This window comes from Priestia sp. J2, assembly GCF_020790095.1.
Classification (GTDB): Bacteria; Bacillota; Bacilli; order Bacillales; family Bacillaceae_H; genus Priestia; species Priestia zanthoxyli.
In genome coordinates this window covers 2828519-2841955 of sequence record NZ_CP086208.1, presented here as the reverse complement: position 1 = coordinate 2841955, position 13437 = coordinate 2828519, and the positions used below count along the sequence as shown (strand labels likewise).

12 protein-coding genes are annotated in these 13437 nt (G+C 35.7%); 10 read left to right on the top strand and 2 right to left on the bottom strand.

Annotated elements, in window-relative coordinates; genetic code table 11:
* Window positions 1-439: 439 nt before the first annotated feature.
* Window positions 440-1903 carry a hypothetical protein gene (locus LJY09_RS14345; protein ID WP_013083667.1) on the bottom strand — a complete coding sequence of 488 codons (1464 nt, stop codon included), beginning with the start codon at window positions 1901-1903 and terminating at the stop codon, window positions 440-442.
* Window positions 1904-2216: 313 nt separating this feature from the next.
* Here LJY09_RS14345 and LJY09_RS14340 point away from each other — a divergent pair, with 313 nt between their 5' ends.
* The 5 genes from LJY09_RS14340 to LJY09_RS14320 all read left to right on the top strand — a co-directional run bounded on the left by LJY09_RS14340 (window position 2217) and on the right by LJY09_RS14320 (window position 8233).
* Complete coding sequence (locus tag LJY09_RS14340; protein WP_028412906.1) at window positions 2217-3098, top strand: HAD family hydrolase; 882 nt, start codon at window positions 2217-2219, stop codon at window positions 3096-3098.
* A 551-nt stretch (window positions 3099-3649) separates the two neighbouring features.
* Window positions 3650-4474, top strand: coding sequence for a pyruvate, water dikinase regulatory protein (locus tag LJY09_RS14335; RefSeq protein WP_042992073.1), 825 nt, complete (start codon window positions 3650-3652; stop codon window positions 4472-4474).
* Between the two features lie 120 nt (window positions 4475-4594).
* Window positions 4595-6097: a malate:quinone oxidoreductase gene (locus tag LJY09_RS14330; protein ID WP_099331104.1), complete on the top strand. Its 1503-nt coding sequence runs from the start codon at window positions 4595-4597 to the stop codon at window positions 6095-6097.
* Between the two features lie 251 nt (window positions 6098-6348).
* The gene (locus LJY09_RS14325; protein ID WP_028412909.1) at window positions 6349-7008 is read left to right on the top strand and encodes a 2OG-Fe(II) oxygenase; all 660 of its coding nucleotides are present in this window, start codon (window positions 6349-6351) and stop codon (window positions 7006-7008) included.
* 400 nt (window positions 7009-7408) lie between these two features.
* Window positions 7409-8233, top strand: a complete 825-nt coding sequence (locus LJY09_RS14320) for a thermonuclease family protein (protein WP_028412910.1) — start codon at window positions 7409-7411, stop codon at window positions 8231-8233.
* A gap of 66 nt (window positions 8234-8299) precedes the next feature.
* Here LJY09_RS14320 and LJY09_RS14315 read toward each other — a convergent pair whose 3' ends face one another.
* A complete protein-coding gene (locus LJY09_RS14315) occupies window positions 8300-8443 on the bottom strand; it encodes a hypothetical protein (RefSeq protein WP_155017337.1) in 144 nt (47 codons plus the stop codon).
* Window positions 8444-8602: 159 nt separating this feature from the next.
* Between LJY09_RS14315 and LJY09_RS14310 the strand changes: the two genes are divergently transcribed.
* The 5 genes from LJY09_RS14310 (at window position 8603) to nikA (ending at window position 13437) form a co-directional block, all read left to right on the top strand.
* Entirely contained in the window at window positions 8603-9157 is a 555-nt protein-coding gene (locus LJY09_RS14310; protein ID WP_047750646.1) for a GNAT family N-acetyltransferase, read from the top strand.
* Window positions 9158-9354: 197 nt separating this feature from the next.
* Window positions 9355-9915, top strand: coding sequence for a hypothetical protein (locus tag LJY09_RS14305; protein ID WP_098113167.1), 561 nt, complete (start codon window positions 9355-9357; stop codon window positions 9913-9915).
* Window positions 9916-10114: 199 nt separating this feature from the next.
* Window positions 10115-10945: a YitT family protein gene (locus tag LJY09_RS14300; RefSeq protein WP_099331103.1), complete on the top strand. Its 831-nt coding sequence runs from the start codon at window positions 10115-10117 to the stop codon at window positions 10943-10945.
* Window positions 10946-11257: 312 nt separating this feature from the next.
* On the top strand, window positions 11258-11671 hold the full coding sequence (locus LJY09_RS14295) for a DUF4395 domain-containing protein (RefSeq protein ID WP_098113165.1): 414 nt from the start codon (window positions 11258-11260) through the stop codon (window positions 11669-11671).
* A 242-nt stretch (window positions 11672-11913) separates the two neighbouring features.
* On the top strand, window positions 11914-13437 hold the full coding sequence (nikA, locus tag LJY09_RS14290) for a nickel ABC transporter substrate-binding protein (RefSeq protein ID WP_228307263.1): 1524 nt from the start codon (window positions 11914-11916) through the stop codon (window positions 13435-13437).

The window sequence follows — 13437 nt, the reverse complement described above, 5'->3', positions numbered from 1 at the left end:
TGGCAAAAGCTTTATATATGCTGCGAAAAAAATAAAAAATAGGGTTTGAAAAGGACATAACAAAGGGAAAAGCAATGTTTAGTACGCAGAAAACGGCAAAAGTAGTGAAGGAGTACGTCAAAAATGGCAAAAGGTAGGATTGTTTTACGAAAAAAAGAGAATAATTAACAATTAATAAGTGATGACGAGTAAATAAAATGAATTTAGTACGTCAAAAACAGCAAAAGAAGCAAAGTAGTACGTCAAAAACAGCAAAAGACAGTAATTAATACGCAGAAAACGGCAAAAGAAGCGGAGTAGTACGTCAAAAACGGCAAAAGCTTTTGTGTAGTACGTTAAAAATGACAAAACTTCCAAACTATGAAATGAAAATAGAGGGAGATTTTGTATCAAAAAGACGAAAATGGCAAAATGTCAAATAAAAAAGGAAGGGAATGATTTACCCTTCCAATGTTTCTCTATGTTCTCCTCCAAAATAGTCTTGAATTTCATAATTTTGAAGAGGAATAAAAGAGATTTCAAATCCTTGAAGTTTTTGCTGATAACTTTGGATCAGTACTTGATTGCTAACAAATTCTGCTAGAGATTCATTAATTAATTTTAGGTTTACATCAATTTTCTTTGAACGAAAACGAACTTTTGAAGCAAAATATTGATACGGGTAAAAATGAGTGTAAGACTTTTCTTGTAAATAACAGTCTAAACGCTCTTTTTGAAATGCATAAAGCAGTAAAGAAGACAGCGAGTTATCTTTAAACTTTTTAATAACATCACTGTATATTTGTACAAACTGCTGATTTAAAAAGCCTTGATGCGTATCATCGCTAAATACAATCGTTGCATATCGTCTGCCCGTTACTTCATCGGTTTCAATAACAGCCTTTTGAAAGAAGTTGATCGCAAATTTTGTATCTCTGGAATTTTTCTTCTTTGCTACACCTTCTACGTGATACCTGGCAATTTTCATAATGCGGGCTTCAACGGCTTCATAGTTTTTTACACCTTTTGAATTATAAATTTCTTTCACGATATCCGCTAAATCAAGAGTCACCGTTTTTTCTTTATAAAACATCTCGTCGCGCTGTGAAAGAGCAAACTGGATAATTTGGGAATCTTTTGGGTCTAAAACCATATTTCGTTTGGAAAGAACCGTTTGATTATCATTCACAGGGATAATGGTGCGAATGAAATATTCTTCATCAACTTTATAGTCATTATATAAAACGACTTCTTGGGAGTTTGTTTTAACTTCCATATTGGTTTTAAGAGAATGACTTTCGTTTGAGAAGATAGGCGCCTCTACCCACGAATTTAATCGTTTATCAATCCAGTTGCTTAAATTTCCATTGTATTTTTCTAAGATGATTTCCGCAATTAAAAAAGTAAAGTCCGTGTGAAATGCTTTCTCTATTTGATAATTCATTTTTGAATCTAAATAAGGAAAATCGGTAATGTTTGTTTTTTTGCTTTTAGCCCATGCCTCTACTTCTTTTAACTTTATCTTTAAAATATCTTCAGGTTTTTCCACGCCAAACAGCTTTTTTAAGTGTTCGGTATCTACTTTTTTATCCATCACTTTTTTGGCTAATTCAATGTCTTCAAAAATAGGATTAGGCTTTTCTGCTTTAATATCTTTTTTTAATGTTTGCAGCCAGTTTTTCTTATTTGATTGTCTTCTTTTGTAGGCTGGGTTTCGTATTTCCTTAGGATTTATTAATTTATTCTCTAAAACAAACGTATCTTGCAATATATTTAAAATGTAGTCTTCTATAAAATCTTTTTCATTCGAAAAAAACGAATGAGAATCATATAAAAAGTCTATACACTTTGCTTTGATATTGTCATCGATCGCATCGCTGATTTGTTTAATAAGGTAAGGAGAAAAATTGGATGGTTCGTTCATGTTGACCTCCTCTGCATGTATTTAATCTGTAACACTCTTATTATATCTTTTTTGAACGATACTCTAAAGGCTAAAAGGAAAATTCGTTTTTGTGAATGCTGTTTTATATCAAATTAGCCTAACCAGCTATTAGTATATAAAGGCTTATTGCAAATATAAAATTCTTTCTTTATAGCGCTTGTACAATTTTAGATGTAAGGAGAGTATTATAGTAGCTTTATAAAAGAGAAAAGCAAAGTACATTCATTGAGTTTGAAAATGGAAAAGTTTATACTTGCCAAGTACACTCTTTTTACAAATAGGGGGAATAAATATGTTGTTAAAACCTAAAGCAATTTTTTTAGATATGGACGGTACGATATTAAATCGCTCCAACAAAGTAAGTATTCAAACAAAAGAAACCATTGACGAATTACGAAAACAGGGAATTTTTGTTTTTATTGCTACGGGAAGAGCGTTTGATGAAATAGAAGAGTTAGTTCCTGAAGGCTTTCAAGTAGATGGATTTATCACATCAAATGGTATGGCAGGATACGTAGGAAAAGAATCAGTCTTTCAGCATTCGCTTTCACTTCAATTGGTGGAAACTATTATTGAAAAAGCAAGAGCGAACAAGGTATACTACGAGCTTTTCCCGTATGGCACACCTCGCGTGACGTTAAAACAAGATCAGCCGTATGTTGAAAATGAAATTAAAGAGCCAAAGCCAGACAGCGTGGAAATTAACGAATGGCTTTCTCGTAAACAAGCAATTAAAGAAGAAATTGACTGGAAAGATTCCGTAGAAGGAAGTGAATTTTCAAAGTTCTATTTCTTTGCAAGAACGCACGAGCATATCGATAAATGGAAAGAAGAGCTTGAAAAACTCAAGCAAGAAACAGACTTTACAACTTCTACTTCATCTAAACACAATGTCGAAGTGATGGTGGCAAACGTAAATAAAGCAACGGGAATTCAGCAAATGTTAAAACATTTTAATTTGCCCGAGCAAGACATTCTAGCAATTGGCGACAGCAACAATGATTTACCAATGTTTCAGTTTGCCAGCTATGCTGTAGCGATGAAAAACGCGCCGGATCATATTAAAGAAATTGTCGATGACGTAACGGAATTTAACTGTGACGAAAACGGCGTCTCCCATTACCTTTCTAAATTTTTATTACAAAAATCTACTAGAAGTAATCCCGTTTTATAAAAATGAATCTATTTTACGACATATAACCAACTATTCAAAACATCGTCTTTTAGGCGGTGTTTTTAGTATGCATAAGGTAAAAAGTAAACCGTTCATTATTTTTAGTTATAGCACTCTTAGCTAAAAAGAATAGATAAGAATAAATCTTCTATAATTTAAAAATCATGTTATAAACAACATAACTATCCTCGTACCTATCCCTGCAAAACACCTCTCAGCCCTGATGAGTGCACCATGCCAAAGCATAAAACATTTTAAAATCTAAACTTTTTCTTTCTTCAAACTTTTTATAAAATGCGCAGAAAAGGGATTGTATCTCCGTATATTTAATGCTAATATAACATTTAATGAAAATAGTATAACATATTTATCTTTATTTCATAATTAGTATGACATAAATTCTTAATCTAATTGTTTTGTTAAAGTGTTTATAATCACAGTGACCAGCATATTTATTTATTCATTACTATTAAATTGTGTATCTTGTAAGCTGCTAAATAAAAATATTAGCGTTATTAAACTATCAAAATCAAAGAATAGGAAGATTTAATGTGAATAAAAGAAAAATTGTCTATATAGTTTCCGACTCAGTAGGTGAAACGGCTGAGCTGATGGTAAAAGCAGTTTTAACTCAATTTAGTGGAGAAGATATTGAAATTCAAAATACTTCTTACGTAGAAAATGAGGAAAATATTGATAATATCATTGCCGAAGCAAGGTGTAACGAAGCCATCATTGCGTATACTATCGTCATCCCACCTTTAAAGCAGTATCTTGACCAAACGGCACAAGAAGAAGGAATTGTAGCCATTGATTTGATGACCCCTCTTATGAGTGCCTTTAGCCAAACTTTTAATAAAGAACCTAATCTTCAACCGAGATTAACAAGAAAATTAGACGATAATTATTTTCGAAGAGTAGAAGCAGTTGAATTCGCTGTTAAATATGATGATGGACAAGACTTCAGAGGCATCAAGCGAGCTGATCTAGTGTTGATTGGTGTTTCGAGAACATCTAAGACGCCACTTTCTATGTATTTAGCTCATAAAAGTCTTAAAGTAGCGAATATACCGTTAGTTCCAGAAGTGACGCCTCCTGATGAACTTTTTACTATTCCAAAAAATAAATGTATTGGTTTAGTTATTACACCGGATAAGCTCAATGAAATCCGAAAAGAACGATTAAAAAATTTAGGTTTAGCGTCTCAAGCCAATTATGCCAATGTAGATCGAATCCTTGAAGAGCTGGACTATGCTGAGAAAATTATGAAGCGCATTGGTTGTCCTATTGTTAATGTCTCAGGTAAAGCAGTTGAAGAAACCGCTGAAGTGATATTGAGCATGTTAAAAAAGGACAAGATGAAAGGGTATGTATAAAAACTCCCATTATGTAAGACAGACAACTTGTCAGACATACTTAATCTATAGAGAGTCAGGTAGAACAGGCGTGTTGCTAAAAGGTGCTTTTTTAAAATATAAAAGATAAGGAAGATTGTGATGAGCAATGTATATAAAAAAACAGACGTTATCTTAATTGGGGCCGGAGTGATGAGCGCAACGTTGGGATCTTTACTAAAAGAGTTAGCGCCGGAATGGGAAATCAAAGTATTTGAGAAACTCGCAGATGCAGGAGAAGAAAGCTCCAATGAATGGAATAATGCAGGGACGGGCCATGCTGCACTGTGCGAGTTGAACTATACATCTGAACAAGCTGACGGATCCATAGATATTACGAAAGCCGTGCGAATTAATGAACAGTTTCAGCTTTCAAGACAGTTTTGGTCGTACCTTGTAAGCAGTAATTTAATTCATCATCCGCAAGAGTTTATTATGCCAATCCCTCACATGAGTTTCGTACAAGGAGAAAAGAACGTATCCTTTTTGAAAAAACGTTTTGAAGCGCTATCAAATAATCTGTTGTTTCAAGGGATGGAGTATTCGGATCGTCCTGAAAAGTTAAAAGAATGGATGCCGCTTGTTATGAAAGGGCGTACATCGACTGAAGCAATTGCGGCAACCAAAATTGACTCAGGGACGGACGTGAACTTTGGAGCTTTAACTCGTATGTTGTTTACACATTTAAAAAGTAAAAGCGTAGAAATAAACTATAACCACAGCGTTGAAAATCTGACACGTAACGCAGACGGCTCGTGGGAAGTAAAAGTACATGATATTCATAGCGGCAAACAGGAATATCACACGGCGAACTTTGTTTTTATCGGAGGAGGAGGCGGAAGTCTGTCTTTACTCCAAAAAACGGGTATTCCTGAGTCCAAACATATTGGAGGGTTCCCGGTAAGCGGATTATTTATGGTATGCACTAATCCCGAAGTTGTGGCGCAGCATCACGGGAAAGTGTACGGAAAAGCAAAGGTTGGCGCTCCACCGATGTCGGTTCCACACCTTGATACACGCTATATCGACCGCAAAAAAACACTGCTGTTTGGACCTTTTGCCGGATTTTCACCAAAGTTCTTAAAAACGGGTTCAAATTTGGACTTAATCAATTCTGTAAAACCGAATAATATCTTAACGATGTTAGCAGCAGGCGTCAAAGAGATGGGCTTAACGAAATACTTGATTCAGCAGGTGCTGTTGTCCAATGAAAAGCGTATGGAAGAACTTCGCGAGTTTATTCCAAACGCAAAAAGCGAAGACTGGGATATCGTCGTAGCGGGTCAGCGTGTACAAGTAATCAAAGATACGGAAGCCGGAGGTAAAGGAACTCTTCAATTTGGTACAGAAGTTGTGAGTTCAGCGGATGGTTCCGTTGCTGCATTGCTCGGGGCTTCGCCAGGCGCTTCGACTGCCGTTCATGTTATGCTTGAAGTGCTAGAAAAGTGTTTCCCCCAGCATATGAAGAAATGGGAACCAAAAATAAAAGAAATGATTCCTTCTTACGGCTTGTCACTGGTAGAAAATCCAGCGCTTTTTAACGAAATTCATGTTTCTACAGCACAAACGCTGAATTTAAGTAAAAAAGAACTTGCGTACCGCTGATTTTAGGCGGCCTTTGGCACGTATGCTTTAGATTAAAAGAATTTTTTTAGGCTGCTTTATAAAGTGTTTAAAATATAAGTGAAATCTATAAGAAAAAATGAAGGAGCTCCGTTATATAACGGGCTTCTTTTTATTTATTTCCTTTGCTAGCAGAATTTACTTCGTATACATGATATAATTCTCATTAGTAAGCGTTTACATATAATGGAGTGAAGAATTGGAAAATAGCTATTTTGAGGAGCCGATAAAAGATGATTACAACTAATACATCTTTACTAACGAAAGAACAAACGATTTTTAGCCATTCAGGGAATAAAATTAAATTAGAAGACAGAGAGATTAATATTGTTGCTCGATTTGAAGAGCCTCTTGTTCTAGTTTTAGGAAATGTCCTAAGTACCGAAGAATGTGACGAACTTGTACAGCTATCCAAAGATAAAATGCAGCGATCAAAAATTGGAGCTGAACGTGAAGTAAACAGTATTCGAACGAGCAGCGGCATGTTTTTTGAAGAAAGTGAAAACGAGCTTGTACATCAAATTGAAAAGAGACTTTCTAAGATAATGGGACCGTCTATTGAATATGCTGAAGGCCTTCAAGTTTTAAAATACTTGCCTGATCAAGAATACAAAGCGCATCACGACTATTTCACTTCTGCAAGTAAAGCATCTAAAAATAACCGTATTAGTACATTGGTTATGTACTTAAATGATGTGGAAGAAGGAGGAGAAACTTATTTTCCTAAGCTGGGTCTTTCCGTATCTCCGACAAAGGGAATGGCCGTGTACTTTGAATATTTTTATAGTGATGCTGAACTTAATGACCGTACTCTCCACGGGGGAGCTCCTGTTATAAAAGGAGAAAAGTGGGTCGCTACCCAGTGGATGCGCAAACAAAAAATTCGATCGTAAAAACAAAGGTTTGAAGAGCCCTATTAGCTATTGTTAGTAAGGGCTCTTATTTATGTTACAAAAAAATAGTCATTATGGTAGTCAGTTATGATATTGAAATATTCACACTTATTCTATTTGTGCGGCTATTCCTTATTTTTATAAGCCGGTAGACGATAAATGTATTTGTAGTGTAAAATATCCTCATGATTAAAAATCTGGATACACAAAAACGAAAAATGTGTTTGTGAAATAAAAATAAAATAAATGCTATTTAAAATAATGACTTTAAAACAAGCTGCGCGAAAAACTCGTGAAAGGTATTTTCACGAGTTTTTGTTTTTAGGTGATTTACACTATTTATAAAATCATTTTACTTTTATATAGTAGATAGGGAATGTGTTAAAGGAGGACCCGGGTTTTGAAAGAAATAAAAGCAATTATTTACATCATGATCGCGATGTTTATGCTGCTTCTTACTGGATGCAGTGATGAGCAGGCAAGTCATTCAAGCACACCTTCTACGGATACAAAACAAGAAGTTCAAGTAGAAGGTTCATCAGATCAAGAAGAAGACCATAGTCCTTCTAAAGCAAGTCGTGAAGACGTAGTAGGTGAGGCAGCTACGGTAGAAAGAGTGGTGGATGGCGATACGCTTAAAGTAAAAATGCTGAACGGAAAGACGGATCGCGTACGACTACTTCTTGTCGATACCCCAGAAACAAAGCATCCCAAACTAGGCGTACAGCCCTTTGGTCCAGAAGCATCTGCTTACACGAAAAAAAGGCTAGAAGGGCAGGAAATCACTCTTGAATTTGATGTGCAAGAACGTGATCAATATGGACGGTTACTTGCGTATATATGGATAGACAATGAGCTATACAATGAAGAGCTGCTAGCAAAAGGGCTAGCCCGCGTAGCGGTATTTCCTCCTAACACAAAGTACGTAGACGAATTTAAGAAAATACAGGAGCAGGCTCGAAAAAGCGAAAAAGGCATCTGGAGTATTGAAAACTATGCCCAAGAAAAAGGATATAATACGGATGCTGTAAAAAATCAGTCCTCTTCTAATCAAAAAGATACTCAATCTGCCACAAGCTGCGAAGGTAAAATAAAAGGAAATCAAAACTCTAAAATTTATCACGTGCCAACAGGGGCACACTACAATCAAACAATGAACAACGTCATTTGGTTCTGTACTGAAAAAGATGCACAAGAAGCAGGATACAAAAAAGCAAAAAACTAACAAAGAAATTCAGTAGCTGCTGAGTTTCTTTTTTTGTGAGTTCCGTAAGTATGTGTATAGGATTGGCTAAATACCGTCCAACAAAGAACGACCAATTCGTATAAGAAGACGCAGGGGCCATATGAGCAGCTGAGGCACTTGTAAAAGAACCTCCGCTATAAGTTCTCTCCCGCTCATCGTATTATCTTTCTGCTGGCAGCGTTTTTTCATAGTCATCATCCATTCATTTGAAAATATACATTAATTATACAATGAAAGGAAGATTAGGAGTTAATTTTTTCTTTCTTTTCTTTTTCGTGTTAAAGTAGATAGGTAAGAAGTTTTGCTACAAATAACGCAAGCGAAGAGAATAAAGGGAGTTTGAAAATCGTGAAAATAAGGAAAGCAAGAAAAGAAGATGCTTCTGCTGTAACGGAATTACTTTATGACATGCTTGGGAGTATTGCACGCTCTCATACGGCGGCTACAACGAATGAAGAAGCGCTTTTAAGACTTAAAGCGTTTATTCTGTCTGAGAAGAATCGCTATAGCTATCATCATATTACAGTCGCAGAAGTCGATGAGAAGGTAGTTGGACTTATGCTTTGCTACGAAGGAAGTATGTTACAAACGCTTTATGAACCAGTTAAGCGTTTTGTGCGTGCGAAACTTAATAATCCAGCGTGGGAAATTGATATAGAAACTGAACATGGAGATTATTATATTGATTCTCTATGTGTAGACGAAGATTACCGCGGAAAAGGGATAGGAACGGCTCTTTTAAATGTAGCCAAGCAAGAAGCCAAAAAGCGTAAGATGTTTTTATCGTTAAACGTTGAATACAATAACATAGAAGCCAAAAAATTGTATCAGCGTATAGGCTTTCAAGAGCATAAAACCATTTTTATTGATAAAAAACCATTTTTTTATATGAAGACTGCCTGATCATCTTTACGGTAGTATTTTTTGTGATAAAATGGATATATAAGTAAAATAATAAGAACCAACAGCTCAGCACTTTTGCTGAGCTTTCCTGTAAATCGCGTAAACGTATCAAAATGGAAAGAATCCTACATCCAATGGACCATAAGCAAGCGGTCATGAAAGTATGTTTGCTGATGTGCCACATGAAAGGAGCGTGCATGAACATCAGAGATCTTCCGTTTAATATGAGTTATCGATTTAATGAAAAGCTTCGAGAAGTTCCGGTTAACCCAAACCAAATGAAGCAGGGAATCATCTATTTAAAGAAACGAGCTCTTGAAGAAGAGGATGAGTGTGCCGCTGCTAAAACATATGGACATATTGGTGTATATGAGCGCATACTTGGAGAATTAACGAGCAGTGAAAGACACTTGCAGCTGGCCATTTATCTATATGACCGACATGCTGATACAATAGGTGAATTTTTGAATACAATCCGACTTGGACATACATATCACTGGCAAGAACAGTGGGATAAGGCGAATGAAACGTTTCAGCTACTCATCGAACAATTAAAAGCAGATGAAGACCTTCACATATATGAAGACTTTGTCTATCAGCATTATGGAAAATGTTTACTTGATCAGCGGGTTGTTTCCAGAGCACATCACTATTTTCAACGCGCGTTAGAAATTCGATTGAAAAAAGGCGATAAAGAATTAATTGAGTCGACTAATTCCTGCATCCGTCTTTGCTTAAATAAATTAAAACACTCCTAGTATACATAAAAGATAAATGACTCATAGCCTTGGTTACACATAATGCATAAACTTTCCGTTTGACAAACGTATGTGAACATATTATAGTCATACATGGCAATTTAAGAATACGTAATATAAAAACTAAACATAAGCGTCTCTTCTCTTTTGGAGAAGGGGCTTTTTTATGTGAATTTTTATGCCGAGGAGGGTTTAATCGATGAGTAAAATAGTAAAAGATGTCATCTTTTTATTAATAGGTTCGTTTGTATTTTCACTTGCAGTTAACATGTTCGTCATTCCAATAGGACTGGGTGAAGGCGGCGTTACGGGTATATCCATTATTTTATATTATACAACGCATCTTTCAACAGGCGTCACTAACTTTATTCTAAACGGTATCTTGCTTATCGTAGGGTATAAATTTTTAGAGAAAAAAACTATGGTCTATACAATGATTACGATTATCACTACATCTATTTTTCTTCACGTAACTGAAGGCTGGGGTCTTCATCTTCACGAAGAGCTCATTGGCATGGTTTTTGCCGGTGTACTGCTAGGCGTTGGAATTGGGATGATTTTGCGAGTTGGTGGAACAACAGCAGGGTCAGCCATTATTGCTCGAATTCTAAATAAGTTTTTAAACTGGAAAGTCAGTCATGCACTTTTAATTGTTGATTTACTAGTGGTATTGGCTTCTTATTTTATTATTGGAATCGAAAAGTTACTATTTACGATCGTCATGCTTTACATTACAACAAAAGTAATTGACTTCGTTATTGAAGGATTTGATGCCAAAAAGGCCGTTACCGTTATTTCAAGCAACAAAAACGAGGTAGCGGACCAAATCAATGAACAGCTTGATCGCGGGGTAACGATTCTAAACGGTCGAGGGAACTATACAAAAGAATCAAAAGAAATTTTGTACGTTGTCATTAATAAACAAGAGCTTCTTAAACTTAAAAAGTTAATTAAAAAAATTGATGATGAAGCATTTGTGATTGTACACGATGTACGAGACGTAATTGGAAAAGGCTTTTTAAGCGCATAAAGCTGTGGTTCTTGGCAATTTTTTCTGACGTTGGTGTTTTCCGAAAAAGTATGATATAAGTGTGTCTAAAGACAATTCAATATACGAAAGGAAGAACCCATATGCGTAATAAAAGGCATGTAAAACGTCTTCTTCAACGTCGAATCCGTTCTTTACGATACGTTGTCTTGATTTTATTTACGATACTGATTTTAAAGTACGTTAGTGAAATTATGTAACTTTTTTATATGAGTCTTATCGCTCATTTGGAGTGCTTTTTCTTTTAAATTAGTAAACCAATTTGTATAATAGGTTTTAAGAAGGAGGAGTTCCATGAGCATTCCCAAACCATTAGTTCAGCTTAATCAACTCTTTATCGTTATAACGGTTTTGCTCGCTTTACTTGCGGCAAAGTGGCTTTTACTTTTGCCTTTTCTCGTTGGAGTAGTCACACTTGTAACAAAGCGTAATCCTGTAATTATGGCAGGTAAAAAGCTTCTCAAGAAACCTATTTCTTCGTATCAGATGGAAGACCGTGATCAGCAGCTTTTTAATCAATGGATTGCAACGATATGCATTGGGATTGCTTTCATTTCATTTTTACTTAGTTATACGTTTGTTGGCTATGTATTTAGTATAATGGTGATTCTTGCTGCGGGTGTAGCGCTGATGGGATATTGTATAGGCTGCACGATTCGTTATCGATATATGATGTGGAAATATAAAAGAAAAAAACATGCTGTATAAACAAAGCCTCGAGAAGGCTTTGTTTTTTTATGCTCACTTGTATACGTTATCAATAAATTCAATCATCACAACGAGTGAAAGCAGGTGCTAGAGCACCTGTATCCTTTAAAAACCTTTGTTGACAAAGTAAGGTAAACAAATTAAACTTTTTATGATAATAATAATCGTTACGATTTAAAGGAGGATTATATTTAGAGGCAGTACATAAAAGAAGGATAGTTTTTAATAAAGGAAGGGTTTATATGAGAAAAAAGATAAGTCTGCTATGCTCAATGCTTGTTACGATAGGTCTGCTGGCTGCATGTTCGGATAACTCCGCGAGTACCGAACAAAAGAGTGGAAAGAAATCACTTACTTTTGTATCAAATTTTCCAAGCGACACGCTCGATCCGCAGCTAAATTATACAACTGTAAGAGCGGGAATTGCTGAGACGCTAGTCAAAGTGAATGAGCAATTACAGATTGAACCGTGGCTCGCAAAGAAATGGAAAACAGAAGATAATGGGACGACCTGGATATTTGAGATTAGAGACGGAATTACGTTTCAAAATGGCAAGGATTTGAATGCTGAAGCCGTGAAACATTCGTTAGAAAGAACGATAAAAGAAAGTGAAGCAATGAAAAGTGCACTTAAAATTAAAGAAATGAAAGCCAGTGGCCAAATCTTGACCATTACAACAACAGAGCCGCTTGCTACGCTGCCTTCTGAACTTGTTCATCCAAACACGGCAATTATTGATGTAGATACTTCAAATATAAAAAGTAAACCAGTGGGAACGGGACCATTTAAAGTAGCTTCGTTTAAACCGGATAGTGAAATGAAAGTAAAAAAATATAAAGAATACTGGGACGGGGAACCAAAATTGGATGAAGTTGTGTTAACATTTAATGATGATGAAAATGCACGCACGTCTGCTTTACAATCAGGTGAAGCTGATATTGTATATCGTCCGGCAATTGAAAGCTTAAATACTTTAAAACAAGATTCATCTATTGTAGTAGATATACAGCCGAGCCTCAGAAATCAAATGCTTTTCTATAATTCAAGGCAAGAAGCGTTTAAAGATAAAAATGTGAGAAAAGCGTTTGATGTATTATTAAATCCCACGGATGTTGTCAACACAGCGCTCGCAGGTCAAGGTTCACCAGCAGCAGGTCCATTTTTAGATAGTTTGGATTTTTTGAACGATCAAAAAACGAAAACCTACGGACCAAGTGAGGCTCAAAAACATTTAGAAAAAGCCGGTTATATACTCAAGGATGGAAAAGCAATAAAAAATGGAAAACAACTTTCTTTTAAGCTTGTTACATACCCTTATCGTCCAGAACTGCCTTTAATGTCACAAATGCTTCAGTCAGAAGCCAAAAAGATTGGTGTGAAAATAGACATTCAACAAGTGGAAAATATGGATGAGTATATGACAACAAAAGATGATTGGGGAATCGTTACATACAGCCTAGTAACCGCGCCGCGAGGAGATGCAGGATATTTCTTTAATTCTCTTTATACGGAGGGAGGGGCATTTAATGTTGGACATTTTCATGAACCAGCATTAGCTTCCATTATTGATGAGCTTAATAAAACCGTTGATCAAAAACAGCGCAATAAGTTAGCAAGACAAGCGGGAGAAATAGCAGAAAAGGAAACGCTGCATTCTTCGATTGTTCACCCGAACAATTTTGTAGCCTATAGAGACAATGTGAAAAATTGGGTTACAGCCAAAAGTGAATACTATGTGATAACAAAGGATTTAGATGTGAAATAG